The organism is Bradyrhizobium sp. BWA-3-5, assembly GCF_032917985.1.
GTDB lineage: Bacteria > Pseudomonadota > Alphaproteobacteria > Rhizobiales > Xanthobacteraceae > Bradyrhizobium.
This window is the reverse complement of sequence record NZ_CP136626.1, coordinates 5,379,989-5,404,784: the sequence shown is the minus strand read 5'-3', so window position 1 is coordinate 5,404,784 and position 24,796 is coordinate 5,379,989. Positions and strand designations below refer to the sequence as shown.

The following is a 24,796-nucleotide window of genomic DNA, read 5'->3' as shown; positions in this document are numbered from 1 at the left end:
GTGAGGGCCGCACGGGTAGTCGCGTGGCGCGATGGTCCGATCAAGCAGCGGACTGAACAGGGGTATTCTTCCATTCCCAAGGCAGCAGTTCATCGAGCCGACCTTGCGGGGTGCTGGCGATGCGGGCCAAGATGTCCGCCAACCAGGCCTGCGGGTCGATGTCGTTGAGCTTTGCCGTCATGATTAGCGTCGCCATGATAGCGGCGCGGTCGGCACCACGTTCGGAGCCGGCGAAGAGCCAGGACTTGCGGCCGAGGGCAAAGCCGCGGAGCGCGCGCTCCGCCGCATTGTTTGTCAGGCAGATCCTCCCGTCATCGATAAAGCGAGCGAACCGGTCCCAGCGGCGCAGCATGTAGTCGATCGGCTTGGCGACCGCGGACGAGTTCGACAGCCGAGCGCGTTGCTCGCGCAGCCACGCTTCCAATGCCGTTAAAAGCAGGGCACTTCGTTCTTTGCGCACCCGCAGCCGCTCTTCGACGCTTTGGCCGTTGATGCCGCGCTCAATATCGAACAGCACGTCGATGCGCTTGACCGCCTCCAGCGCGATCGGCGAGATCGCCGTGGCGTTCTTGCCGCGTCTCGCATTGGCGGCGATGTCCGCCAGCTCAAAGAACTGCCGCCTGGCATGCGCCCAACAGAGTGCGGGCGTGACCGGTCCCTGCGCGCGCGAGGCGTCATACAGCTCGTTATAGCCGCTATAGGCGTCGGCCTGCAGGATGCCGGTGAAGCTTTGGAGATGCCGCGTGGGATGCTCCTGCCGTCGATCGCGCGAGGCGTAATAGAGCGCGGCCGGCGGCGCCCGGCCAGCAAACGGCCGGTCGTCGCGAACGTAGGTCCAGATATGTCCCTTGACCGTCTGGCTCTTGGCCAGGATCGGCACCGTGGTGTCATCGCCGTGCAGCCGCTCGGCGGCGAGGACATGGCGCTCGATGAGCCGATAAAGCGGCTGCAGGACGGTCGCACAGGCGCCGACCTGGTCGGCCAGTGTCGACAGGCTCAGATCGATGCCTTCCCGGGCGTAGCGCTCGCTCTGCCGGTTCAGGGGCTGATGTTGGCCGAACTTCTCGAACAGGATCATGGCCAGGAGGTTGGGGCCGGCGAAGCCGCGTGGAGTCACGTGGAAGGGCGCCGGCGGCTGGGTGATCGTCTCGCAGTCCCGGCACGAGAACTTCTCGCGCACCGTCTGGATCACCTTCCACCGCCGGGGAACGACCTCCAGCGTCTCGGTAATATCTTCGCCCAGCTTTGATAGCTTCGATGAGCCGCAGCAGGGACAGCTCTCCGGTGCGGCGACGACGACCCGCTCGCGCGGCAGATGATCGGGGAACGGTTTGCGCGACGGGCGCTTGCGCTGGAAGGACTTGACGGTCTGCGTCCGAGCCGCCGCCCTCTCAGCCGCCAGCTCGGCTTCGGTTGCGGTTGCTTCCAGCTCTTCAAGCTGAAGCTCCATCTGCTCCAGGAGCCGTGCCTTGCGCTCCGAGCGGCTGCCGTAAATCTGGCGACGCAGCTTCTCGATCTCGAGCTTGAGGTAACCGATCAGGGCCTCGGTCGCCTTCGCGTTGGCAGCTTCCGCTTTGGCGCTCGCCGCGACCGCTTCCGCCTGAAGGCGCGCGGCGCGCTCCGCGCGGATCATCGCATGCGCGGCGGCAAGATCGGTGGGAAGCGATTCAGATGTGGTCACGAAGCGATGGAATCACATCCATCACGATCCGGGAAGCGCAAAGCCTCATCCGACCGAGGTCGGCCGCCAGGTCTCTTGTGGGTGCCTCCAGTCGATCCCGGACAAGAGATAACCGAGCTGCGCCGATGAGATCGTCACCACGCCCTCGGCCGGGCTCGGCCAGATGAAGCGGCCCCGCTCCAGGCGCTTCGTGAACAGGCAGGCGCCCTGGCCGTCATGCCAGATCACCTTCAAGAGATTGCCGCGACGACCGCGGAAGCAAAACAGGTGGCCACCCAACGGGTCGCGATGCAAGATCTCCTGAACCTGCAAGGCCAGCGACGGAAAGCCCTTCCGCATATCGGTATAGCCGGTCGCGAGCCATACCCGCACGCCGGCCGGCAACGGGATCATCGTGGCCGTCCGTCAGTCAGCGCCGCCACGACTGCGCTCAGCGTCGCCGCGTCAACCGCGCCCGTGATCCGCATCCGAGCCCCGGCCGCGAACTCGATCTCGATCGCACCGCAGGTCCCAGAGGGTGCCGTCAACGGTTGCCGTTCTGGCGCAATGGAGACTGCCGCAAAACGGACTTCGTCAGCTTGACGCTGCATCGGCCCGGGCTCGAAAGCGAGCACGCCAGTGCGCGCCTGCCGCCGCCAAGCCGTGACCAGATTGCGGTGAACATCATGTCGTCGAGCAACCTCGACAACACTGGCCCCAGGCGCCAGACTCTCCTCCACGATCCGAAGCTTCTCGGCAGTGGTCCACCGCCGTCGCCGCTCTGGACCGGACAGAACCGTAACCCTCGTCACGTTTGCTCATTTGTTTGCAAATTAATGAGCAAATCATCTCACGCCCGAGCACAATCCGGGAAGGCGGCCCTCACCGGGGGCTTACGAAGTTTCTGGCAAGTTTGTCGTAGCGAGTTGCGACACGCCTGAAATCCTTGAGCCGGCAGAAACAGCGTTCGATAACGTTGCGTCCTTTGTAGGCGCGTTTGTTGAAACTGTGGAGGGTCACCCTGTTGGATTTGTTTGGAATGACGGGCTTCGCTCCGCGATGGACGACTTCGGCGCGAAATCCATCGCCATCGTAGCCTTTGTCCCCAATGAGGGTAGACATGGGCGGCGCGAGTTTCAGAAGGGCCGGCCCTGCGGCAATATCGGCGTCTTGCCCCGGAGTGAGATAAAATGCGCAAGGCTTGCAATCAGGGTCGCTCAGCGCGTGGATTTTCGTGGTCCGCCCACCGCGCGAGCGCCCGATCGCCTGTTCATGCTCCCCCCTTTTCCGCCGCTCGCCGAGCGATGCGCTTTGATCGAGGTGGAGTCGATGGACAAAGTCACGCCATTCTTGCCGCAGCGGGCGAGCGCTTCAAAGATCGCCTGCCAATGTCCACGCTTGGCCCAGCGATTGAAACGATTATAGATCGTTGTGTATGGACCATAGTCGGGCGGGCAATCGCGCCAGCGTGCGCCGCACTGAAGCATCTGAATGATACCGCTGATGATGCGTCGATCGTCATCGCGCACTGGGCCTGTCTGGTTCGTTGGCAGATGCGGCTCTATCTGAGCCCACTGCTTGTCGTTGAGCCAGAACAGTCCTTTGCGCATCGAAGTCCCCCATGCCGAATCAACTCGGTGCGAGGGAATCAGAACTCGCTAATTAGGTACAGACCCTAGCTTGCTGGCAATTTCCTTAGCGTCACTCATTGCGTAGCTCCCACTCGCAGTGTTCCCCAGACATCGCGAAGTAACTTCCAAACCTCTACCCCCGTCAGAAACAGCAGGCAAATAACGTCCAAAAAGAAGAGCAGTTCGGATACCAGTTCGCAAATCCACCAGATCAGGAAAGGTGCCTTGTGAGCCTTCATCACCTCCCGTGGCATACCATAATACCGTAGCAGCAAGAGCCACGACGGCAAAAAGGAACACGCCCACTAATATATGTATCAAAAATCTAAGAGAATAAGTTGGCGGTGCACTCAAATCCATGGAACTTTTGTATCACAAATTGTAAAAAGTTCTAGAGTTCGCCAGATGGTAGAGCCCTCTAGCCAATTGGTCTAGCCAATTGGTTGATTGAGCCAAATGGCTCTTCGCCCTGTGTGGCTCACACAGAACTGGCCCCTTTAACGCTTATAATGGCTCCCTTTCCCACCAAGTGATTTTGCACGTGTACTAATTTTCCCACTGCGAGTGTCCTACTTAGGACAGCACCCAGTATCGCGTGCTGGAAACGGCCAGAGATCGCTATTCTTGTCGACTACGTCAGAAACCAGCGCCAGCGGAGCGCGATGCGGCGGTTGCGGCTTGTCGCGCGATGAACATTCGCTACGACAAGTGAACGCTCATTGCAGCGCGCTCGGATCTGGCGACATGGCTGGCACGGCTCCCAGCCCTCAGGCCTCTGTATCGGAGTGGTGGCCCTTTCGAAGCCAGCTGATCCTTTCCGCTTGCGGGCGAGGCGGCATTGTGTCTCGACCGACTGGTGGCTGTCGCACGTGCCGGCTCGCCTGGTAACCGTTCTGGATTTCCAGGATCCGGCAATCTCCGATGAGACGAATACGCCGGCCACTGCGATCGTCTGCACGTCTTGCGACGTCATCGTCACCTCGCAGACGACGCGGTTCGGCTTTACGAAGATATCCCTCAATACGGTGTCGGGCATCGTCCAGCTCGCGCATCAGCGCCGGCGTGAACGCGCTCAGCTTGTCAGGAGGATTGATGATGAACAGGCGCGTGCCTTCTGCGATGTATCCTTTCACCGTGGACAGAAAGGCGACTAAGAATGTTTCCTGCACGATCCATTTCTTAAAACGCGTAGTGTTCGCGTATCCATCGTGGAGGTGGACCTAAAATCATCAACAAAGTCGGCGGATGCATATCCGTCACATCAGTAACGGTCGTTGCGACATTGGCGGCACCGTCGGTCGTGGTTCAGGCCATTTAGCAATGATGTTGGATTGATTTTCGAGCTACCGGTTCCTGATGGCCTTACCATCCGCGAACCTGGAAGTAGGCTTCGGCTGTGGAATGTTTGGCTTACTCTTTCAAAGATAGCAGCGACGCAAGGCGATCGCGGGATGCGCTCACTTGTCAGCCATTGTGCATCGCAGCGAATGGATCGCAATATCCGGACGGCGATGTAGCGCAAGAAAGTACAAGAAATTCGGAAATGCGTCCTAACGCGTTACGCTCTGTACGCCAATACTTTCATTCTAGCGAGATTAGTTCTCTACAACAAGGCCCCGTCGGCTCTGTGACATCTCTCAAGTGAATAAGAACAAGCTTCTGCAGAAGCACGCTTTGCCTGGAGGAGGAAAACCATGCGAATGGAAAATAAGCTCGCGCGCGCACTTCTTGTCGGCGGCGCCTTTAGCGCCTTTTGCGCTTCGACAGCGGCGCAAGCGGAAACTGCGCTGAGCATCTGTTACATCAATCATCCAGTGCAAGTTGCAAACGTCGCGATCCTGGAGAAATGGGCGATCAAGCAGGGTGTCAAGCTGAATAAGACGGTAACGTCCTATGCGATCTATTTGCCGAAGATCACGCAGATGCTGACCTCCGGGGCCAGCGACCAGTGCGACATCATCTGGAACAATGACGACTGGGGCCAAGATCTCGCCCAATATCTTGAACCGCTCGAAGACGTTCTCAATGCCCGCAAGGTCGAGGTGGGGCAGCTTGAGCCGTTCCATACTGCCGACGGGAAGACGACCGCGGTATCGATGACGACCACGGCCGGCATTCTGTTCTATCGCACCGACCTCGTTCCCGAGCCGGAGCTGCCTCAGACATGGGAGGATCTCGTCCAGATCAGTCAGGCCCTGCAGTCAGAAAAGAAGGTGAAGTGGGGTTATGTCGGCGGCATGAGTTACACCAATACTTTCTTCAGCCTTTGGTGGACGCTCTGGAATAACAATTGCGACATCTATGCACCCGCGTATGAGCGCGACAACAAGAAGCTTGCGGCCGACGGTTGGAAGCCGATGATCTACTCTCCGTGCCAGGTGCAGACCGCGGAGTTTTGGTGGGATGCTCTCAATAGCAAGAAAATAAGCCCGCCCGGCATGACAACTTATTCGCGCGATGAGGCAAATGCGATCTTTCAGGCCGGTGATGCCGCCTTCACGGTAGCCGACACCACGTTCCTCGGCACATTCAATAACCCCGAGAGGTCATCGATCGCAGGAAAGGTCGGCATCGCGCCTTTTCCGGTCGGCCCGATGAGCAAGGGCGTCCGCACCTGGATCGACGTCTGGGGCTGGTCAATCCCGAAAGCCCTTCCAGATGATCGCAAGACTGCGGCCAAGAAGCTGCTTGGCGCCATGCTCGGCGACTCCGACGGTCAGGTCGAGCAGTGGAATCAGACCGGAGCCCCACCGCCAAACACCGACGTCTGGCCCACGCTCGAAAAGAACGACCCGACCTGGCGCAGGCTCCACATGATCCTGTTCAAGCCTGATCATGTCCATGCTGCCTACTATTTCCGCAACTGGGCGACCGTGCACAAGGTCTATTCGGACACGCTGATCCGCGCGATGAAGGGCAAGCGCGAGGATATTGCTGTTACCCTTAAGGCCGGTTCCGATGCCATTCGTGCCGGCGCTATGGCTAACGACTGATGACTGTTCGTTCCATAAAATCTGGATTCGATGAGAAAGCGCGCTTCATTCTGTTTCTCATCGCGCCTGCTGCGATCGTTCTCGCTTGTTTCGAGATCATTCCGATCTTGATCGGAATGAATGCGAGCTTTCGCGACTGGTCGCTTGTCAACCCGCAAAGGACGTGGGTCGGACTGAAGCAATACGTCGCCGTCTTCACCGACCCGGTCTTCTTGAAGATCGTTCTGCCCAATACGTTTCTCTTGATGATCGCCTCGGTTGGCGTGTCCCTTGCATTCGGCCTGGCGCTTGCATCATTGCTCAACCGTCCGTTTCTTGGCCGGGCCGTCGTGCGGACCATCATCTTGCTGCCGCTGACGATCGCGCCTGTTATCACCGCGACAATGATGAGGTGGTCTTTTAACGATCAGTTCGGTGTAATTACTGCCTTTCTCTCGTATCTCGGTCTTCCCGACATAGCATGGCTCTCCGACCGCTGGCCGAGCTTTGCGCTGGTCATCATGACTGATATCTGGATCTGGACACCGTGGTTCACCATCATCCTGCTGGCCGCATTGCAGGGCCTACCGCCCGAACCGTTCGAGGCCGCTCGGATCGATGCCGCAACACCGTGGTGTATCTTCAGGCGCGTCACCCTGCCAATGCTGCGTCCGGTGATCATCGTTTGCGTCCTGATCCGCGCAATTGACGCGTTTCGCACGTTCGATCAGGTCTGGATCCTGACCGGCGGCGGGCCTGCTCGATCAACGGAAGTGTTCAGCGTCTACACCTATGTCCTGGCATTCGTCGATCTGGACATCGGTCGCGGCACGGCCGCCGCTGGGGTCGGCGCGATCATCATGCTGCTTGTTGGGGTTGGCCTCTATAAGCTCGTCAACCGGAGCATGGAAGTGTCGCGATGATTGCGCTCGCGCTTGACGCTCTGCGGCGCGCTATCTTCGCGATCAGCATCGCCGCGATATTTGTTCTATTCGTCGGGCCCATTGTGATACTGGGCGTGACGTCGATCCGTCCCGCGTCTGGCGTATTCTACATCTGGCGCGGCACCAATTTCACGCTCAACAATTTCGTCGAGGTGCTGCATCAGTCCCAGGTGGTGGAAGCGATGTGGAACAGCTTCGTACTTTCAACATTGGCGACCATCCTTTCGCTCGGCATCACGGTCGGCAGCGGTTATATGCTGTCGCGCTTCGGCGGCTGGATCCAGCGCAGCTGGTTTGCCACCATCTACGTCTTCCGTACCGTTCCTTACATCTCCTGGGTGCTGCCGCTTTATCTGGTCAATACCCGTCTTGGGATCTACGACACGTATCTCGGTCTGTTACTGCCGCACATCGCGGTGCACGTTTGCTTCTTCTCATGGCTGATGAAAGGCTTTTTCGATGGCATCAACCCGTCGATGGAGTATGCGGCTCTGATCGACGGCTGCACACGATGGGGTGCATTCTGTCGAGTTGCGCTTCCCGCCGCAATGCCTGGAATATCCGCGCTGGCGATCCTTTGCTGGCTCTCAACATGGAATGAGTTTTTGTTCGCCCTGATCCTTTCAGGAAAACATACGCCCCTAATCACGTCAACTATGGCGCAGTTCGTCACCGAGACCGGAACGGAATGGAATTTGATGAGTGCGACCGCCGTGCTTGCGATGATGCCGGCGCTGCTGGTGACCATCTTTGGTCAGAAATACGTCATTCGCGGGCTGCGCATGTAGCTAGCGCGACCAGAGGAAGGTTATGGCACCGATCGATCTACATTACGTCGTAAAGAAGTACGGCACATTTCAGGTTGTCCACGAGGTCAACCTCAATATTGCAGACGGTGAATTCGTGGTGCTTGTCGGTCCATCCGGATGTGGCAAGTCGACGACGCTTCGCATGATCGCGGGTCTCGAGAGCATCAGCGCGGGGACTATCCGGATCGGCGACAAAGTCGTCAATGACGTGCCACCAAAAGATCGTGACATCGCGATGGTGTTCCAGAATTATGCGCTTTATCAGCACATGACGGTTTTCGACAACCTGGCATTCGGGTTGCGAAACCGGAAAGTCCCGGAGACGGAAATCAGGAGCGAAGTCACCCGCGCGACGCAAATGCTTGGTCTGGAGCCGCTCCTGGCGCGCAAGCCGTTTCAACTCTCCGGCGGTCAGCAGCAGCGTGTGGCTCTTGGACGGTGTATTGTACGACGGCCACAGGTCTTCCTTTTCGACGAACCGCTCTCGAACCTCGATGCCAAGCTGCGTGCGCAGATGCGGATCGAGATCAAGGCGCTGCGCGAGCGGGTGCCTACCACATCGGTCTATGTCACACATGATCAGGTAGAGGCGATGACGCTTGGCGACCGTGTTGTGGTTATGAAGGACGGCTGGATTCAGCAGATTGGCACGCCGCTGGAGATCTACAATCGGCCGGCCAACCGGTTCGTCGCGAGCTTTATCGGGGCGCCCGCAATGAATTTTATGGAAGTCGAGCTTATCGAAGAACGCGGCGTCATGTCGGCGCAAACGAAGGATTTCAAAGTCGAGTTGCCACTTAAACAGGCGGCCGTCCTGCGAAAGTATGGCGCCAAGATGGTTATTCTGGGCATCCGGCCCGAGCATATCCGCCTTGGCGTTCCTTCCGGGGATGCGGGCTCATCCTTCAGCGGTATCGTCACCGTTACCGAGCAGCTTGGATCGGAACTGGTGATGGCTCTCAACGTCGCGGGCAGCACGATCATGGCATCGCGCATTTCGCCAGAGACGGAGGTCAGCCCTCATGCCAGGGTGCAGATGTGGGTGGATGGCAAGGCGCTGCAGTTCTTCGATCATAAAACGGAACGGCGATTAGAATGTGCGCATCAAGCGCTTTGAAATAGCGAACAGCGCAAAGTTAGGAACGATGACTGCGATGCAGGCGAATGTCGGCGATAGCGTTCGATTTTCGAAGACAGTCGGAGAGTCCGATATCTATCTCTTTGCGGGTCTGACCGGAGATCTTTCGCAAAATCACGTCGACGAGGAATTCATGAGCCATTCGATTTACGGCAAGCGCATTGCCCATGGCGCGTTGATGGTCGGATTCATATCAACGGCCTCGAGCCGAATGATTGAAGAAAGCCTGCGGAGGGGCATCGATTCGACGCCTGTGTCGCTCGGGTACGATGGCGTGCGGTTTCTAAAACCCGTCTACATCAACGACACGGTGACGGTGACCTATACCATCAGCAGAATCGACGAGGAGCACCGCCGCACGCTCGCCAATGTGGACGTCACCAATCAACGTGGTGAACTCGTCGCCGTAGGCAAGCATCACCTCAAGTGGACGCGAAACGCGACGAACCGGGCTGCGTCCTAGGCGATCCCGTGGAGAAGGCGATCGCAGATGCATCTAGAGGGAAGAGGCGGTCGGAAGAAACTGGAGGCAATGGTGAGCACAGCAGAGCCGCGATGGGGAGAGGCGATCGAACGGATGCGCTGGCGAGTCGATCAGACGCTTGGGAGCCTGCAATCGGAATTTCCGCATTGGGCCGATGCCGCTACTGGAAGATGGACGACGACTGTCGACGGCGACTGGACCGGCGGCGCATGGCCGGGCATGTTGTGGTGGTTTGCGCGAAGAACGGGGAGCTCCAGATATCTGGATGCTGCCGCGCTGTGGAGCAGCCGGCTCAGGTCGCGGGCGCACTTACAAACTGCGTTCAAGGGCTTTAGTTTCTACTGCGGCGTTGCACTTGGCGACCTCCTGTGCGCGGACAAGGATGCCGCGGCATTGGCGCTGGATGCTGCCCAGTCGCTGAAGGGCCAATACGATCCGAGGCTGGAACTCATTCCGTTGGGTGGTGACGCCGAGGAGTCGCAGGACGTAGGTAATTGTTTTAGCAGTATCGATTCATTGCAGGCGGTTCCGCTCCTTTTCTGGGCGGCGGAGAAGACAGGAGAAGCTTCATTCGCCGACGTCGCCGCGCGACATACGACGCGGGTGCTGGACATTCACATGCGGTCCGATGGCTCGATCGTGCAGTCGAGCGAGCTCAATTCGGCGAACGGCGAGGTCGTTCGCCATTTTACTCACAAGGGCTTTAGCGACGACAGCGTTTGGGGACGGGCGCAGGCCTGGGGTCTCATCTATGCCGCGGTCGCGCTTGCCCATCGTCCGCAGGAAAAGCGCTGGATGCAACAGTTGATGGCGGGCGCCGACTGGTGGCTGTCGCATGTGCCGCCCGGCCTGGTAGCGTTCTGGGATTTCGACGATCCTGCGATCCCCAATACGGAAACCGATACGGCGGCTACTGCAATCGTTTGCTCAGCGCTGCTCAAGCTTGGGCGGCTTGCACCGTCCGCCGATCTCCGCGTGAAATATCAGGACGCAGGCGAGCGCACGGCGCGCGCTCTGATCGACGGCTATCTTACGCCAGTCGGGGCAGCGGAGGATCGTCCGCAGGGCATGCTGGTCGGCGCCTGCTTTAACAAACGACGCGACGCCCGCGCGCGGGACTCCGCGACCGATGCTGAGACGATCTTCGGCTCCTATTATCTGCTGGAGTCGCTGAACGTTCTGGATGGTTTGATCGAGGCGGAAAAGATCTAGACATTTCGATCGAAGTCGCCTCTCCCGACACGTGGGAAGCATGTCATGGCAAGAGCAGATTCTCCGGTCTACAGTGGCCTGTTTCCGGTCGCTCCCACCCCGTTCACGGAAAGCGGTGACCTCGACCTCGAAAACCAGAAGCGTGCGCTTGACTACATGATCGACCACGGCGTCGGCGGCATCTGCATTCTCGCCAACTATTCCGATCAGTTCCTGTTGTCGGAGAAGGAGCGCGACAGGCTGGTCGATCTACGCCAGTCGCACGTCGTCGCCGGCCGCAGGCCGGTAATGGTGATATGCAACCATTTCAGTAGCTGGATCGCGGAGGAGCGGGCGCGCTATGCGAGCGGGCGCGGCGCGAGCCTGTCGATGCTGATGCCGCCCTACCACGGCATGGGCCTGCCGGCAGATGAAGCTGGCATTTCAGTCGTATTGCCGAGCCTAGCGAAGATTCCGATCATGGTTCAGGATACGCCGCTCAGCGGCGTGATGCTGGCGGTGTTTGGCGCGTTTAGCCCGCGCGGTGCCGCTCGTCAGCTATTTCAAGATCGAAGTGCCTTTTGCCGCGGTAAAACTCCGTTCGCTGATCGAAGCCGGTGGCGAGCTATCGTGAGCCCATTTGACGGGGAGGAGGCAATTACCATGATGGCCGATTTCGATGCCGGCGTCACCGGCACCATGCCGAGCGCGCTGCTTCCGGACCTGTTGCGCGATGTCATCGAAAATCACAAGGCGGGACGACGCGCTGACGCCGCGGCCACCTCCACCCGCGTCCTGCCATTGATCAACTTCGAGAACCGGCAACGCGGCTTGCGGGCGGCCAAGAGCGTGATGGCCGAAGGCAAGATTATAAAATGCGAGGCGATGTGCCATCCGCTCGAGCAGATTCATCCGGATACAAGGCCCGGGCTGATCGAGCTTGCGCGGGAAGCAAGTCGGCTGGCGTTGCACTGAGGACGGCGGAAGGCGGATTTCAGTTGCCGACGCAGGTCGACGATTGCGTTGAAATCCTGAGGATTGCACATGATATCGCTGAACGCTGCATCAGTTCTGCCGGATGACGGCACCGCCGGGACACTGGTCGGCCGGGTATGGCTGCCTTCTGCGGGCGGGCTTTCGGTGGTGGCTGTCCGCAAGGACGGCGTCTACGACTTAACCGCGCGGTTTCCGACCGTGAGCATGCTGGCCGAGGAGGCTGATCCGGCTGGCGCGATGCGCAAGGTCCCCGTCACCCGGATCTCAGATCTGGATAGCATTCTAAGGAACACGCCTCCGGATAGCCGCGACCCGGGCAAGCCTTGGCTTCTGCCGCCGATCGATCTCCAGGTGTTGAAGGCCGCCGGCGTGACCTTCGCGGTCTCAATGGTGGAGCGGGTGATCGAGGAGCGGGCGCTCGGGAATACCTCGGCGGTCGCGAAAATTCGCGCCGAGGTGGTCCGCCTGGTCGGCGATGACCTTTCCAAGCTCAAGCCTAGCTCGCCACAGGCGATGCGCTTGAAGGAGGTACTGATCGAACAGCAAGCCTGGAGCCAGTATCTTGAGGTCGGAATCGGGCCTGACGCTGAGGTTTTCACCAAGGCGCCGGTGCTGTCCTCAGTCGGAAGGGAATGGACGCGGGGCTACATCCCAAATCGACCTGGAATAACCCGGAACCGGAGGTCGTGCTCGCGGCTTCCAGCCGCGGCAAGATTGTCGGCGCTGCACTTGGCAATGACGTCAACTTGCGGGATTTCGAGGGCCGTTCGGCGCTGTTGCTGTCGAAGGCCAAAATGCATCCTGCGCCATTGGACCGCTGCTGCGGCTGTTCGATCAGACCTTTTCGCTCGACGATATCCGCAAGATGGACATTGCAATGACCGTAACCGGCAACGATGGGTTCATTCTCGAGGGGCATTCATCGATGAGCAAGATCAGCAGAGACCCTGAGGATCTGGTTGCGCAGACCTTCGGGCCCGCGCATCAGTACCCTGACAGTTTCGTGTTGTTCCTTGGCACGATGTTCGCGCCGGTAAAGGACCGCGATGTTCCTGGCCAAGGCTTTACTCACAAGCGCGACGATATCGTCACCATAGCATCGCCAAAGCTCGGAAGGCTCATCAACCGCATGCGTCCGAGCGACGAATGCGAGCACTGGACTTTCGGCTCGACCGCATTGATGAAAAATTTGACTGCGCGGAGATATCTGTAACCTGATCCCGCAGCGAGAGCGCGCATAGGCTCCCGACGTTTACTCTGCTATCTCGTCCGATCACGAACTGCTCATCAGGTTTTCCGAATTTCGATCTTTTAAACATGGTCGCAGCCATGCAACTCGACAAAATTGATGCTCGTCTTCTTGACCTCGTGCAGCGCAACAATCGTCTGAGCAGTGAAGAACTCGGCGCGAAGGTCGGTTTGTCTGCATCCGGAGTTCAGCGTCGACTGAAACGCCTACGATCGGAGCGCATCATAGAAGGAGACGTTTCAATCGTTTCCCCAAAAGCAATCGGACGGACCCTGACCCTGTTGGTTCTCGTTTCGTTTGAGCGTGATCGGGCCGAGATAATCGATCGCTTTAAGCGGGCAATCCGCAAAATGCCTGAGGTGATGAGCGGATTCTATGTTACCGGACAGACCGACTTCGTTCTCCTAGTAACAGCAAATAGTATGGAAGAGTACGAGCGCTTCACGCGGTGTCTAGTACACGAAAACCCTGACATAAAGCGCTTTGAAAGTATGGTCGTTTTGGACAGGGTCAAAGCCGGCTTCACTTTACCGATGGCTTCTATCGCATGCTGGTGACCAGCGAGGCGGAGGCGGCCCGCGGTTTGAGGTCCCGCTGGGGAACACTCGGCGGCCGAGCTCAGCCCGCGTGGCGATCATGAATAGCGTGAATTGTGGGACCGCTGAATGTTGCGATCATTCAGAAAGCGTCGTCGATGGATTGCGAGCGGGCGGGATTCCTGGAACTTTCGCGTGCTGGGCAGATCAGGTCAGGCAAACGCCAGTTCACCTCACGCGAGTGTCGGCACCACAGTCATGGGTCGGAACTTACCCGGCAGCATGACGCGGCACAGCGCCTCGGTGAAGAAGAAGTCGCCGAACATGGTCGCGCTGCGCACACCCTCATTGTGCGGCTTCGAGTAGCAGGAATTCTTCAATAGGCCGCGATGTGATCCTTCTCGTGCGAACTCATCGCGGCACAGCGCTTCCAGCATCGCCAATCCCCGGGCAGTCCACGCTGAAGCGGCGGTGCCATCGGGATGTAGCCGCCCTAGTTCGAGCAACGCGGATGAAATCACGGCCGCTGCCGCCGTGTCCTTAATGTCGGCATCGGCTTCGGTCGCATCGAAGTCCCACGGCGGGACCTGAAGTCCAGCGAGCCGCTTAATATGATAATTTGCAAGCTGTTCGGCGAGGTCCAGATATCGGCGCTGCCCAGTCTCTCGCGCGGAGTTGACATAGCCGTAGATGGCCCAACCCTGACCCCGGGTCCAGGCTGATTCGTTGCCTGCTCCCTGGAACGTATAGCCGCGCTTTCGGGCGCCGCTCACCACGTCGTACTCCACCGCATGGTAGGTGGAATGGTCAGAGCGAATGAAGGACTTTGCGGTCATGTCGGCATGCGCCTCGGCGGCCAGACGATAGCTGCGGTCGCCGCTGTAATTGGTAGCCCAATACAACAGCGAGAGATTGGCCATGGTGTCGATCGCCGAACTGCATTGTCCGCGCGGATCATCCAGCGGCCCCCAGGAGGCGAGATAGGCGCCGCTTCGCGTCGTGATAATCCGTGCCCTCAGCTTGTCGGCCGCCCTCATCGCGATATCCCCATACCAGCGATCGGCGGTGATCACGTGCGCAGGAATAGCGCTGCTGTCAAAAATGAAGCCGATGTCATGGGTGTTGGGGTCGTCCGCGCGCTGAGCCACCAGCCGCATACGTTCACGTGCCCAGGTCAGGTATCTCTTCTCGTTGGTATGAAGGTAACAAGTTAACAACAGGCCTACCCAGAAGCCGCACAGCCAGTTGCCGTGGCTCCAGGCTTCGCCGTCATAGCCAGCCGACAGCGAAGCCGGCAGCTTGATCCAGGAGCCGTCCGGTGCCGTGACATGCGGAAATTCAACGCCCAATGTCGGCTCGTCTTCGGCCACTTTGCGGGCCATGACGTCCAGGACCTCGGTGAACAGTCGCCGCTGCGCGGCAGTGAGCTCGATTGAATTGTTGGTGCTGTCCGGCATGATTTCTTTCCGAGAGAACATAAGTTAGGTGAGATCTTCGCGGGCGACCCCTGATTGGTTGAAGGGCAGCCAGTTTCGTTTGGTTATTGGGAAGGCGATCAGAGGTTCAGCGTGGCGAGGCTTTGGCGGAATTCGACCGGCGATCGGGTGGTGTGCTTCTTGAAACAGCGGCTGAAATAGGCGGGATCCTCGAAGCCGAGACGGTCGGCGATCTCTGTCACACTGATATCGGAGTGCAGCAGCAGCCGCTTGGCCTCCAACATGATCCGCTCGCGAATGAGTTGGGCCGCGGTTGAACCAAGCGCTTGGCGTGTAGCTTCATTGAGCGCGCGCTCGGTTACCTTCAGGAGCCTGGCATATTCCGCCGTCTCGTTCATGGTGCCAAAATTCTTCTCCAGCGCGCTCTTGAAGCGCCGTGACAGGAGCAGGTTTCGGGATGACAGGTCGGCAATGGCGGGAGCTACGGCTATACGCGAGGTCTTCATGAGGAAGATCCGCAGATAGGACCAGATCACATCCTCATGCCCGGTCTTCTCCGCCGTGTATTCTTCGATCATTGCGTCCGTGATCTGGCGCAGACTCTCGGCCTGCATATCGTCCAGATAAAGCGCATTGTTGAGATTTTCGATACTGTAAATCGGGATGTCGGTGAGCGAATGCCGGTTGTGGACTCTGAAAGCGAAGAATTCCGGGCTAAAGCTGATAGTGTGCCCGATCGCGTCTTCCGAGAGCGTGAAATCGTGGATCTGCCCTGGAGCCATGAAGAACAGGCTGTTAGGCCGAACCTCATATTTGACGGCGTCGATGATGTGGCAGCCGGTGCCGCGGGTCACCCAGACGATGTGATAAAAGTCGTGCCGATGCGGGTAGGGCAGCGTAGATTTCATCTTCTCCAGCGGTGCAAAATGGATGTTGAGCGACTTGATCTCGGAGCCGTAATCGTAGTGCTCTATCTTCACGACCGGCAGTGAACAACACGGTTGCCGGTGCGCTGGTTGGCCTCGTGAAAAGAAGGACCGGACTGCCGCAGGTCGTTGGCCCAGCTTCGCCGGAATTAATCCTTCTACGTCATCCATCGACTTTGAGGATGCCATGGTTGGGGACCGTTGAGTTCTGAAAACGATTTCAGACATTTTATAGCCCTGGTGACACCAATATGCCAGCCCCGTCTTCCGAGGATCCCGCATCTGGTAGATTTCTGCTGCAGCGCAACGAAGCCCTTATCTGAAACGCAGATACTTGTAAGCGGAAACTCAGCTCAGGACTGCCTCGCCCGTGTATTTGCGGACGATCGTGTCCAAGATCAGAATCCGCTTGGCTTCCTTCTTGCCGATGATAGTGACCTCCGTCGTTATCTTGTCGCCGACGAAGACCGGATTTAGGAACCGCAGTTCCTGTCCGACATAAGCAAATCCGGGTCCGGTCAGTTCGCATGTGTCCGCGACACCACGGCTGCCGTGAGCAGACCGTGCACAACCCGCCTGCCGAACGAGGCGAACTCGTCATCCATGTGCAGCGGGTTGAGGTCTCCGGAGAGATAGCCGAATGCGTCAAGGTCTCCAGAGAGATAGCCGAATGCGTCAACTTCCGACTCGCTGAACGTGCGAGTCACGGTATGCGTTTGGCCAATATCGGTACCTGCCAGGATGCCTGCTTATTTGTGATGATCACGACGCAGACTTCTTGGTGATGGCTATTCCGCCTTCACACAACGCGTCGATTTCGTCCGCTGCATAGCCAAGCTCCGCCAGGATTTCCCTGGTATGTTCACCTTGCCGCGGCGGCAATCGCCGTAGCGGTGGCGCCTCACCGTCGTAGCGGACCGGATGCGCTAAGAGCCGCAGCTCGCCGGCCTGAGGGTGCTCGATCTTCATGATCATCTTGTTATGTGCGACCTGCGGATCGGTTTCGACCTCCTCATAGTCATTCACCGGCGCGTACCAGATGTTGTGGGCATCGAAGGTCTCCATCCACTCCGCTGTCTTGCGAGTCTGCACGCGCTCATAGATGATGCGATGGATCTCGTCGCGCTGACGGATCGGATCCTTAGGATCGTTGAAGGCCGCCAGCGTCGGACAGTCGAGCACCGCCGCCATCTGCGATAATGGCGTTAGCGAAATCGCGATCCAGCCGTTCGCGGTGCGATAGATCCCGTACGGAGCGGGGTGGAAGCGGCTGCCCAGCGGCGGGTCCGTGCGCGCCCAAAGCCGCCCCATGTTGAGGTAATATGTAAACGGCTCAATCTGCAGATCGAGGGCTGCATTGAGGAGGTTGCTCTCCACCAGTGCGCCGCGTCCGGTGCGCTGACGCGCAAGCAGAGCCGAAACCACGCCGAACGCTGCAAGCGCGGCGGCGTGCTGATCGACAATTGCGGAGCCGACCGGGGTCGGCGGTGCGTCGGCCTCGCCCGAGAGCATAGTCATGCCGCTCATCGCCTGCAGCAACATGTCCTGGCCCGGTCGCTTCGAGTAGGGGCCGGACGATCCATAGCCCGAGCAAGAGCAATATACTAGGCGGGGATTGACGCCCTTCATGTCTTCATAGCCGAAGCCAAGCCGCTCCAGGACGCCCGGGCGGTAGTTTTCAACCAGCACGTCGGCTTCGCGCACCATGTGCAATACGATCTGCTTCGCCTTTTCATTGCGAAGATCTAGCGAAAGGCTCCGCTGATTGCGGTTGCCGAGCAGAAAGAAGATGCTCACCCCTTCCTTGAACGCATCGAAGCCAGACCAGCCGCGCTCAAATGCGCCTCCAGGAGGCTCAATCTTGATTACGTCCGCCCCGGCGTCAGCCAGCATCTGCACAGCCGCAGGCCCCTGCAGAAAATGCGTGAAACTCAAAACCTTAATGCCCTGGAGCATGGAAACCTCATCGCTGGATAGGGAAGTTGTTCTCAAATTTCAGCGCCCGCAACTTTGCTTTAAATGCCCAAGCAGTTCGCGCGAGATGATCATGCGCTGGATCTCGGATGTGCCTTCGATGTCCAGCACTTTGGCATCGCTAAAGGCACGCGAGACCGCAAACCCATGATGCCGTAGCCGCCAAGAATCTGATGCGCCTGATGCGCCGCTTCCAGCGCTCCTTGGGTCGCGAATAGCTTGGCAATCGATGCCTGCTGATTGAAGCTTGCTCCAGCATCCTTTAGTGCGGCCGCATCATAAAGCATCAGGCGAGCGGCGTGAGCATGAGTTGCCATATCGGCAAGCTTGAACTGCAGCGCCTGGAACTCGTTGATCGATCGTTCAAAGGCCTGGCGCGCCTTCACATGGACAAGCGAGCGGTGCAGGGAGCCCCGAAGTATTCCAAGGGCAAGTGCACCGATCAGGATTCGCGCCGTCGAAATCTGCGCCAGCATCTGTTGCAATCCGGCCCCGCGCTCTCCCAGAAGATGGTTGGCGGGCACGTGGCAGTTCTCGAAGAACAACTCAGATGTCGTGGAGGCGCGCCGGCCGATCTTGCGTAGCTTCGGTCCATAGGTGCAGCCAGGCGTGCCGTTCGGGAAGATGATGTTGGAAATCTCCTTGCGGCCATCCGCCCGCATTCCGGTTACGACGGTGAGAATGGCCGTGCCTGTGATTTCGGTCCCTGAGTTGCTGATGAAGATCTTCGAACCGTCGATCACCCAGCGATCGCCATCCAGCCGCGCGCGCGTGGCTATGTTCGCGGTGTCCGATCCTGCATTCGGTTCGCAAAGGGCGATGGCGCCGATCTGCCGCCCGTCCAAGATCGGGCGCAGAAAACGCTCCTTCTGCTCGTGGGTACCGTAGTTGCTGAGCAGGCTTGCAACGGTGGAATTCGCCATCAGGGAATTGGCGAGGGCGCAGTCGACACGCGATAGCTCCTCAAGCACGATAACGAAGGAGAGCCATTGGCCACCGCCACCGCCGTACGATGGAGAGTAGGGCAGGCCGGCAAAGCCTAATTTACAAGCCTGGCGCCATATTTCGTATGGAACTGTTTCCTCTTCCCGCAACTGCTGGGACAGGGGTGCGATCTGGCTTTCAGCGAAACGTCGTACGGAAGCGCGGATCCTCGTGTGCTGATCGTTCAGCCAATGGGGCATACTCATGGGATCACTTGGAGTTCTCGGAAGTCGAAGTGCCGGCGAGCACATTTTTGGGCTTGCGACGCGCGGCAAAGGCGCTCAAACGCTCGCGGGCCGCAGTGGTGCCGAAGGTGACGGCGTAGTTTGCGGCCTCCAGATCCAGTCCCGCATTCAGCGGGATTTCGCCAGCGCGGTTGACGGTGCGCTTGGCCATTTCCATGGCAAACGGATCGTGCACCGCCAGCTGTTCGGCAAAGGCCAGCGCCGCCGACTTCAGCTCGGGCGCGGCAGCGAAAACATGAATGAAACCAAACTCCCGGCATTCCGCGGTCGTATAGTGGCGCCCGGTCAACACCATTTGCTTTGCGCGCGCCAGCCCCATCTTTTTGACCGCGAGCTGCGTTCCTCCCCACCCCGGAATGGTATTGAGTGTAATCTCAGGAAAGCCGAACCGCGCCGTATCGGATGCGACAATGAAGTCGCAGGCCAGCGCAAGCTCCAAGCCGCCGCCCAACGCATAGCCGTTCACCATGGCGATAGTCGGCTTTGAAAATTCATATAGCCTGAGCAGAACGCGCTGACCCCTTTGCATGTCGCGATAGGCTTCAACGCCATCCAACTCGATCAGGCCGCCAATGTCGTTGCCAGCCACAAAGGCTTTTGGACCCGCCCCTGTGATCACGAGCACGCGGGTCGCGCTATCCCGCGCAGCGTCGTCTAGCAAGTCGTCCAGCTCGCGCATCAGCGCCGGCGTGAACGCGTTCAGCTTGTCGGGACGATTGATGGTGAGCAGGCGCACGGCGCCAAGCTGCTCCGTCAGCACCAGACCGTTGCCGTCAGCTGTTTGCATCAAAGGACCTCAGGTTGGTGCTAGCTGACGCCACGACAGCGCCACTTTCGTTGCTGACCATGGCAGTAAAGATGCAGGTTTTGCGGTTCTCGTCCTTCTCACGCAACACGCAGCTTTGCGTGGCTGTGTCGCCGAGACACACCGGAGCATCGAAGGTGACGTGATATCGGTCGGACGCTACATATCGGTCGGACACTGCGCCCGTTCCGGTGCTTCTGCTACCATATGCCCCATCACGGTGGAGAGAAAGCCGACCGAGAGCGTTCCCTGCGCGATCCGCCTCTCGTAGCGCGGATTCTTCGCGCACTCCTCGTTGAGGTGCACGCCGTAGAGGTCGCCGACGACGCCTGCGAATGCATGTGTCATATTCGGCCACCGTCTTCGCGACGTCGGAGGCATCGCCGATCGCGTAACAGTCCATGTCAGGTCGCTTGGCCATGCTGTTGGATGGTTCTTTCGAGCTGCCGATTCGTGATTTCCTCGACATCGACGAACCTGGAAGAAAGCTTCGGCTGCCGCGGACATGTGGGCTTACTCGTCCAGATGGTAGAAGTGGCCCCGCGCCAGCGTTAGGACAGTTTGTGCGAATGCTTGGACTTTTCGGCAATCGTGCGCAGGGGAGCTCGCCGAAGGGCGCCACCGCAGAGGCGGTTGTGCGTCGCAGCGAATGGATCGGCGCCCTATCCAGATGCCGATGTCACGTAAAAAAGTGCAAGAAATTCGGAAATGCGTCCTAACGCGTTGCGGTCTGTTCGCCAATACTTTCGCTCAAAGGACGACGTTAGTCGTCGTGCATCAAAAAACCGCGAAGGGGGGGCGGCAGCGTGAAGCGCACATTCGGCGTGATCAATGGTGCCCTGTTCGACGATAATACATCTGACAGTTGGGAAGAGCGATGGTGTGAGGTCTTGGTCCAGGCATCGTCCTTCTTGGGCTCGGTGCGCCGGTTGCGATCTGCATTGAAGTTGCGACCACGCTTGCCGTCGCGTCGACCGGCACGCCGCTGCTTTTCATTCCGCAGCAGCTCTTTGCTAACCTGGATATTGTGGGCCCGTTGGCGATTCCGTTCTTCATGGACGCTGATCGCCAGGAGCTTCGCGCCCGCGCCGACATCGATCGCGGCAAGCGGATTGTGCGCGATGGTGCGAGTTTGGCTCTTTGCGATCCGACCGATTGTCGGACTTGGGCTGATGCTGACGCCCGGGCTCGCCGCGGCAGGCGACGCGCTGAAGCTGACGAATGCCCGTGTTTTCGCATCCGATCAGATCGGTATCGATCTGCCGCTTTTAATGACAATCAGAAACGATGCAGCCGAAGCTGACGCCATCTTGCGTGTCCGCTGTCCATTCGCGAATTTTTCGGAAAAGCACACGGTCGATCGCGGCGAAGGCGCACCCGCCATGCGTGCGATCAAGTCCATTCCGATTCCGGAGAACGAGACGCTCGAGCTCAGGCGAGATGGATACCACGTCATGCTGCTACAGACTCGGCAGAAACTTGTCGATGGCGAGACGTTCACATGCGCCGTCGTTTTCCAAAAAGCCGGAACAAAAGAGACGGAGGTGCAGGTTTCGCGAACGCCCTGATCTCAGACAGCGGGCGGTGAGCCCGCTGGCCGAACGCCCGGACGCTTGCCGGACGTTCAATCAACCATAAACATACCAAAGGAGGGCACTACTCATGGAGCGATCGTCAGATCACGCAAGAACAGCGAGGCGAGTGCGGCTGCTTGCGGTTGCAATCGCCGCGGGAGGCATGATGGCGGCAGCGCCGGTCTCCGCCGCGGATGAGGTCACTCAGGAACGGCTGCTGAACGTCGACAAGGAGTCAGGCAACTGGCTTCACCATCACAAGAATTACTCGGCTCACCGGTTCTCCAGTCTGAAGGAGATCAACCGCGATAACGTGAAGAATCTGAAGGTCGCCTGGACCATGCACCTCGGTGGCATCGAGGGTGGCGGCATCTGGAGCCACGGCGGGCTGGAAGGCACGCCCATCGCCGAAAACGGCTTTCTCTACGTCACCGATGGATGGGGGGCCGTCTACAAGATCGATGCCCATGGTGGCCGTGGCGTGCTGGTCTGGAAGATGGATCCCAAGACGGACCGTGACTGGGCTGGTGCCGTGGCCTGCTGCGGCGTCGACAATCGCGGCGTCGCGCTGTGGGGTGATCTCGTCATTTCGCATACGCTCGATGGCCGGCTGATCGCGACCAACAAGGAAACCGGTCAGGTCGCCTGGCAGCGTACTGTCGCCGATCCGGACAAGGGCGAGGTCATCACCGGCGCGCCGCTGATCGTCAAGAACATGGCGATCACGGGCGTAGCCGGGGCGGAGTACGGCATTCGTGGTTGGATTGCCGCGACGGACCTCTCGACTCAGAAAGAGGTCTGGCGCACCCATACAATTCCGGGCAAGGGCGAGCCGGGTAGCGATACCTGGAAGGATAGCAACAACGCGGCCGCCGCCGGCGGCGGTTCGACCTGGGTTACCGGCAGCTACGATCCCGCAACCGACACCATTATCTGGGGCGTCGGTAATCCGGGACCTGACTGGGATAGCGCGTATCGCCCGGGCGACAACCTTTACACCGACAGCTCGCTGGCCCTTGATGCCTCGACCGGCAAGATCAAGTGGCACTTTCAGCACACGCCGAACGATCCCTATGACTACGACAGCGTGGCAGAGAACGTGCTGGTCGATATCCCCGGACCAAGTGGCCCGCGCAAGCTCGCGCTTGAAGCGGATCGCAACGGCTTCGCCTATGCGATCGATCGCACCACCGGCAAGTTCGTGTGGGGACTGCCGTTCGTCAAAAAGGTCACTTGGACCAAGGGGCTCGACGCGGAGACCGGCAAGCCGGTCGAGTACGACCCGAACAAGGCCGTGCAGACCTATATCGCCTCGGTGTCGCCAAGCCGCACCAATATGGAAACCAACATCTGCCCCGGCAACATGGGCGGCAAGAACTGGCCGCCGACGGCCTATAATCCCGATCTGAAACTTTGGTACATCCCGGTGATCGAGAGCTGCAATCGCGTCAAAGTCGAGGTGACGACGCCGGAGAAACTGAAGCCGCGTGAGTTCTGGACCGGCGGCGGCACGAGCCAGCCGTTCAAGATCACCGGCAGCGTGACCGCGATCGATGTGACGACCGGTAAGATCGCCCAAAAAATGGAAACGCCGTTCCCCAATCTGGGTGGCATGTTGGCTACTCCCGAGCTTGTCTTCACCGGTCAGCCATCCGGCGAGGTGATGGCGCTTGACGCCAAGTCGCTGCAGAAGCTTTGGGAGTTTAGTACCGGCGGCGGCGTCAACGCACCGCCCATGACCTTCACCGTGGACGGCAAGCAGTATGTCGCCATCCTGGTCGGCCTGGGCGGCGCCTGGGACAAATGGTTCATCGATTCAACGCGCGAGCTGAAGAAGATACAGCCGGGATCGATGCTCTACGTGTTCGCCCTCTGACCTGCTCGCAAAGGAGGGCCCGTTAACCCGGACCCTCCAGCCTTTTGGAAAAGAGACGTGATGATGGCTTTCAACGCATTCCCGGCGGCGGCGAGCATCACGCTCGTGAGCGTCGTAGCCCTGAATCTTTCGATGCAACGCCTCGCCCATGGCCAGTCGACGCAAGCACCAGTGTCGGACCAAACCAGTGCCGGCAAGGCGGTATTCAGCAAGGCCAACTGCGTGGGCTGCCACAAATGGCACGGCGATGGCGGTGGCGGATACGGGGGTGATGCGCTGTCGCTGCGCAAGACCGAGTTGACCAAGGAGCAGATCATCGAGACCGTGACTTGCGGCCGGCCCGGGACCGGCATGCCGTTCTTCGTGCGAGGCGCCTATGACACCACCAACTGCTACGGCATGACGCGGCAGGATGTCGGTGAACGCATGCCGCCCGAGGGCAGCACGTTTCTGCGACCGAACGATATCGCGGCGGTTGCTGACTACGTGATCGCCCATGTTAAGGGCGCGGGCGAGCCGACCTACGCGCAATGTACGACCTTCTTTGGCAACACGTCGCGCGTATGTGACATTTACAAAGAAGGTGGCAAAGCATTCGGCAGGATGGGGACTGAGGGTTCGAAATGAAATCGGCACGTCGCGCCGTGATGTCGGTTGGGGCCTTTCTTGCCATTGGGATGCAAGCAGGTGTCGCGCAGGTCGAGCCCGAGTATGATGTTCGCGATATCACCGTTGGCAGGCCCGTCAGCATAATATCGGACGCCGGCTACGCTAATCTCAGCTGCGCCAGGGATCCAAAGGCCAAGCTGCCAGCTTGGTCCGTGTGGGATGAGTGCCCGGCAGAGCCCGATGCGGTTCGAGCAATTCACTTCGAGTTCGATCGTGAGACCAGCCAAGAAGGCACGATAATTGCGGGTCATCCGGTGCTTTTGACCGTCTTTATTGACGGCAAGGGCATCGTGTCAGGCCTCGATATCGAAACCGATCCGAATGCAAGACTGTATGCTCGGAAGAAGGCCTTTCTACTCGCTGCGCAGGTCAGGTCTCATTACGGCAGCGAAGGCTGGACATGTACCGAAGGGAAGGCGGAAGCCGAAGAGCAACCGGTCGGCGGTGTTTTCATCCGCGAGACATGTAGAAAGGCGCTGCCCGACCGGTTCCTCACCGTCGAGCGCAACTTGTTCAGGAGAGCCGGCCGGGACGTCAGGGATTTCGTTGATCGGACGCATGTTCGGATTACCCGGCAGATGCAATAGGCTCCTCTGCCGGAGCCGGTACATTGTGGTTTCCAGTTCTTCAACTTGCGTCACCGGGCTTGGAGAGTTGCCGAGGATGCAAGAGGGCGTGTGCTCGATGCGCAGGCCAA

General features: G+C 59.1%; 23 protein-coding genes and 2 pseudogenes. 13 read left to right on the top strand and 12 right to left on the bottom strand.

Features of this window, described 5'->3' with window-relative positions:
* Nucleotides 1-40: 40 nt before the first annotated feature.
* The 5 genes and pseudogenes from tnpC to RX331_RS25930 all read right to left on the bottom strand — a co-directional run bounded on the left by tnpC (nt 41) and on the right by RX331_RS25930 (nt 4,460).
* Nucleotides 41-1,633, bottom strand: a complete 1,593-nt coding sequence (gene tnpC, locus RX331_RS25950) for an IS66 family transposase (protein WP_317258116.1) — start codon at nt 1,631-1,633, stop codon at nt 41-43.
* Between the two features lie 93 nt (nt 1,634-1,726).
* Nucleotides 1,727-2,074 (bottom strand): IS66 family insertion sequence element accessory protein TnpB, encoded by a 348-nt coding sequence (gene tnpB, locus RX331_RS25945; protein ID WP_135176416.1) that lies wholly within the window; start codon nt 2,072-2,074, stop codon nt 1,727-1,729.
* Complete coding sequence (gene tnpA, locus RX331_RS25940) at nt 2,071-2,400, bottom strand: IS66-like element accessory protein TnpA (protein ID WP_317252631.1); 330 nt, start codon at nt 2,398-2,400, stop codon at nt 2,071-2,073. The genes tnpB and tnpA overlap by 4 nt, the downstream gene beginning before the upstream one ends.
* A gap of 214 nt (nt 2,401-2,614) precedes the next feature.
* Nucleotides 2,615-3,270, bottom strand: a pseudogene (locus RX331_RS25935) (IS5 family transposase); the annotation flags it as partial.
* A gap of 788 nt (nt 3,271-4,058) precedes the next feature.
* Nucleotides 4,059-4,460 (bottom strand): hypothetical protein, encoded by a 402-nt coding sequence (locus RX331_RS25930; protein ID WP_317252629.1) that lies wholly within the window; start codon nt 4,458-4,460, stop codon nt 4,059-4,061.
* Between the two features lie 525 nt (nt 4,461-4,985).
* On the opposite strand from RX331_RS25930, the gene RX331_RS25925 reads away from it, so the two are divergent.
* The 9 genes and pseudogenes from RX331_RS25925 (at nt 4,986) to RX331_RS25885 (ending at nt 13,631) form a co-directional block, all read left to right on the top strand.
* Nucleotides 4,986-6,284: an extracellular solute-binding protein gene (locus RX331_RS25925; RefSeq protein WP_317252628.1), complete on the top strand. Its 1,299-nt coding sequence runs from the start codon at nt 4,986-4,988 to the stop codon at nt 6,282-6,284.
* 116 nt (nt 6,285-6,400) lie between these two features.
* Entirely contained in the window at nt 6,401-7,186 is a 786-nt protein-coding gene (locus RX331_RS25920; RefSeq protein WP_317258251.1) for a sugar ABC transporter permease, read from the top strand.
* The gene (locus tag RX331_RS25915) at nt 7,183-7,995 is read left to right on the top strand and encodes a carbohydrate ABC transporter permease (RefSeq protein WP_317252627.1); all 813 of its coding nucleotides are present in this window, start codon (nt 7,183-7,185) and stop codon (nt 7,993-7,995) included. Before RX331_RS25920 ends, RX331_RS25915 begins: the two co-directional genes overlap by 4 nt.
* A 22-nt stretch (nt 7,996-8,017) precedes the next feature.
* Nucleotides 8,018-9,133 (top strand): sn-glycerol-3-phosphate ABC transporter ATP-binding protein UgpC, encoded by a 1,116-nt coding sequence (locus RX331_RS25910; protein WP_317252626.1) that lies wholly within the window; start codon nt 8,018-8,020, stop codon nt 9,131-9,133.
* Entirely contained in the window at nt 9,114-9,617 is a 504-nt protein-coding gene (locus tag RX331_RS25905; protein WP_317252625.1) for a MaoC family dehydratase, read from the top strand. The genes RX331_RS25910 and RX331_RS25905 overlap by 20 nt, the downstream gene beginning before the upstream one ends.
* Before the next feature lie 27 nt (nt 9,618-9,644).
* Complete coding sequence (locus RX331_RS25900; protein WP_317252624.1) at nt 9,645-10,850, top strand: hypothetical protein; 1,206 nt, start codon at nt 9,645-9,647, stop codon at nt 10,848-10,850.
* A gap of 45 nt (nt 10,851-10,895) precedes the next feature.
* On the top strand, nt 10,896-11,804 hold the full coding sequence (locus RX331_RS25895; protein WP_317252623.1) for a dihydrodipicolinate synthase family protein: 909 nt from the start codon (nt 10,896-10,898) through the stop codon (nt 11,802-11,804).
* A gap of 69 nt (nt 11,805-11,873) precedes the next feature.
* A pseudogene (locus RX331_RS25890) lies at nt 11,874-13,038 on the top strand (fumarylacetoacetate hydrolase family protein).
* Nucleotides 13,039-13,154: 116 nt separating this feature from the next.
* Nucleotides 13,155-13,631: an Lrp/AsnC family transcriptional regulator gene (locus RX331_RS25885; protein WP_317258250.1), complete on the top strand. Its 477-nt coding sequence runs from the start codon at nt 13,155-13,157 to the stop codon at nt 13,629-13,631.
* 212 nt (nt 13,632-13,843) lie between these two features.
* On the opposite strand, the gene RX331_RS25880 is transcribed toward RX331_RS25885, so the two are convergent.
* From RX331_RS25880 to RX331_RS25850, 7 genes are all read right to left on the bottom strand, one after another.
* A complete protein-coding gene (locus tag RX331_RS25880) occupies nt 13,844-15,067 on the bottom strand; it encodes a glycoside hydrolase family 88 protein (RefSeq protein WP_317252622.1) in 1,224 nt (407 codons plus the stop codon).
* A 98-nt stretch (nt 15,068-15,165) separates the two neighbouring features.
* The gene (locus RX331_RS25875) at nt 15,166-16,200 is read right to left on the bottom strand and encodes a helix-turn-helix domain-containing protein (protein WP_317252621.1); all 1,035 of its coding nucleotides are present in this window, start codon (nt 16,198-16,200) and stop codon (nt 15,166-15,168) included.
* 290 nt (nt 16,201-16,490) lie between these two features.
* Nucleotides 16,491-16,679: a MaoC/PaaZ C-terminal domain-containing protein gene (locus tag RX331_RS25870; protein ID WP_317252620.1), complete on the bottom strand. Its 189-nt coding sequence runs from the start codon at nt 16,677-16,679 to the stop codon at nt 16,491-16,493.
* A gap of 55 nt (nt 16,680-16,734) precedes the next feature.
* Nucleotides 16,735-17,928 carry a CaiB/BaiF CoA-transferase family protein gene (locus RX331_RS25865; protein ID WP_317252619.1) on the bottom strand — a complete coding sequence of 398 codons (1,194 nt, stop codon included), beginning with the start codon at nt 17,926-17,928 and terminating at the stop codon, nt 16,735-16,737.
* Between the two features lie 89 nt (nt 17,929-18,017).
* Nucleotides 18,018-19,136, bottom strand: a complete 1,119-nt coding sequence (locus RX331_RS25860) for an acyl-CoA dehydrogenase family protein (protein WP_317252618.1) — start codon at nt 19,134-19,136, stop codon at nt 18,018-18,020.
* 4 nt (nt 19,137-19,140) lie between these two features.
* Nucleotides 19,141-19,962 carry an enoyl-CoA hydratase/isomerase family protein gene (locus RX331_RS25855; protein WP_317252617.1) on the bottom strand — a complete coding sequence of 274 codons (822 nt, stop codon included), beginning with the start codon at nt 19,960-19,962 and terminating at the stop codon, nt 19,141-19,143.
* 177 nt (nt 19,963-20,139) lie between these two features.
* A complete protein-coding gene (locus tag RX331_RS25850; RefSeq protein ID WP_317252616.1) occupies nt 20,140-20,328 on the bottom strand; it encodes a hypothetical protein in 189 nt (62 codons plus the stop codon).
* Nucleotides 20,329-20,786: 458 nt separating this feature from the next.
* Here RX331_RS25850 and RX331_RS25845 point away from each other — a divergent pair, with 458 nt between their 5' ends.
* The 4 genes from RX331_RS25845 (at nt 20,787) to RX331_RS25830 (ending at nt 24,686) form a co-directional block, all read left to right on the top strand.
* Nucleotides 20,787-21,548, top strand: a complete 762-nt coding sequence (locus tag RX331_RS25845; protein WP_317252615.1) for a copper chaperone PCu(A)C — start codon at nt 20,787-20,789, stop codon at nt 21,546-21,548.
* 172 nt (nt 21,549-21,720) lie between these two features.
* Entirely contained in the window at nt 21,721-23,430 is a 1,710-nt protein-coding gene (locus RX331_RS25840; RefSeq protein WP_410708016.1) for a PQQ-dependent dehydrogenase, methanol/ethanol family, read from the top strand.
* Nucleotides 23,431-23,562: 132 nt separating this feature from the next.
* Nucleotides 23,563-24,057, top strand: a complete 495-nt coding sequence (locus RX331_RS25835) for a c-type cytochrome (RefSeq protein ID WP_317258248.1) — start codon at nt 23,563-23,565, stop codon at nt 24,055-24,057.
* Nucleotides 24,054-24,686: a hypothetical protein gene (locus RX331_RS25830; RefSeq protein ID WP_317252614.1), complete on the top strand. Its 633-nt coding sequence runs from the start codon at nt 24,054-24,056 to the stop codon at nt 24,684-24,686. Before RX331_RS25835 ends, RX331_RS25830 begins: the two co-directional genes overlap by 4 nt.
* Nucleotides 24,687-24,796: the final 110 nt, after the last annotated feature.

Coding starts and splice junctions, on each gene's coding strand:
- RX331_RS25850 (WP_317252616.1), bottom strand. CDS start 20,328: ATGACACATGCATTCGCAGGCGTCGTCGGCGACCTCTACGGCGTGCAC.
- RX331_RS25920 (WP_317258251.1), top strand. CDS start 6,401: ATGAATGCGAGCTTTCGCGACTGGTCGCTTGTCAACCCGCAAAGGACG.
- RX331_RS25915 (WP_317252627.1), top strand. CDS start 7,183: ATGATTGCGCTCGCGCTTGACGCTCTGCGGCGCGCTATCTTCGCGATC.
- tnpB (WP_135176416.1), bottom strand. CDS start 2,074: ATGATCCCGTTGCCGGCCGGCGTGCGGGTATGGCTCGCGACCGGCTAT.
- RX331_RS25880 (WP_317252622.1), bottom strand. CDS start 15,067: ATGCCGGACAGCACCAACAATTCAATCGAGCTCACTGCCGCGCAGCGG.
- RX331_RS25865 (WP_317252619.1), bottom strand. CDS start 17,928: ATGCTCCAGGGCATTAAGGTTTTGAGTTTCACGCATTTTCTGCAGGGG.
- RX331_RS25895 (WP_317252623.1), top strand. CDS start 10,896: ATGGCAAGAGCAGATTCTCCGGTCTACAGTGGCCTGTTTCCGGTCGCT.
- RX331_RS25900 (WP_317252624.1), top strand. CDS start 9,645: ATGCATCTAGAGGGAAGAGGCGGTCGGAAGAAACTGGAGGCAATGGTG.
- RX331_RS25925 (WP_317252628.1), top strand. CDS start 4,986: ATGCGAATGGAAAATAAGCTCGCGCGCGCACTTCTTGTCGGCGGCGCC.
- RX331_RS25910 (WP_317252626.1), top strand. CDS start 8,018: ATGGCACCGATCGATCTACATTACGTCGTAAAGAAGTACGGCACATTT.
- RX331_RS25885 (WP_317258250.1), top strand. CDS start 13,155: ATGCAACTCGACAAAATTGATGCTCGTCTTCTTGACCTCGTGCAGCGC.
- RX331_RS25855 (WP_317252617.1), bottom strand. CDS start 19,962: ATGCAAACAGCTGACGGCAACGGTCTGGTGCTGACGGAGCAGCTTGGC.
- RX331_RS25830 (WP_317252614.1), top strand. CDS start 24,054: ATGAAATCGGCACGTCGCGCCGTGATGTCGGTTGGGGCCTTTCTTGCC.
- RX331_RS25835 (WP_317258248.1), top strand. CDS start 23,563: ATGCAACGCCTCGCCCATGGCCAGTCGACGCAAGCACCAGTGTCGGAC.
- RX331_RS25840 (WP_410708016.1), top strand. CDS start 21,721: ATGGCGGCAGCGCCGGTCTCCGCCGCGGATGAGGTCACTCAGGAACGG.
- tnpC (WP_317258116.1), bottom strand. CDS start 1,633: ATGATCCGCGCGGAGCGCGCCGCGCGCCTTCAGGCGGAAGCGGTCGCG.
- RX331_RS25875 (WP_317252621.1), bottom strand. CDS start 16,200: ATGTCTGAAATCGTTTTCAGAACTCAACGGTCCCCAACCATGGCATCC.
- RX331_RS25860 (WP_317252618.1), bottom strand. CDS start 19,136: ATGAGTATGCCCCATTGGCTGAACGATCAGCACACGAGGATCCGCGCT.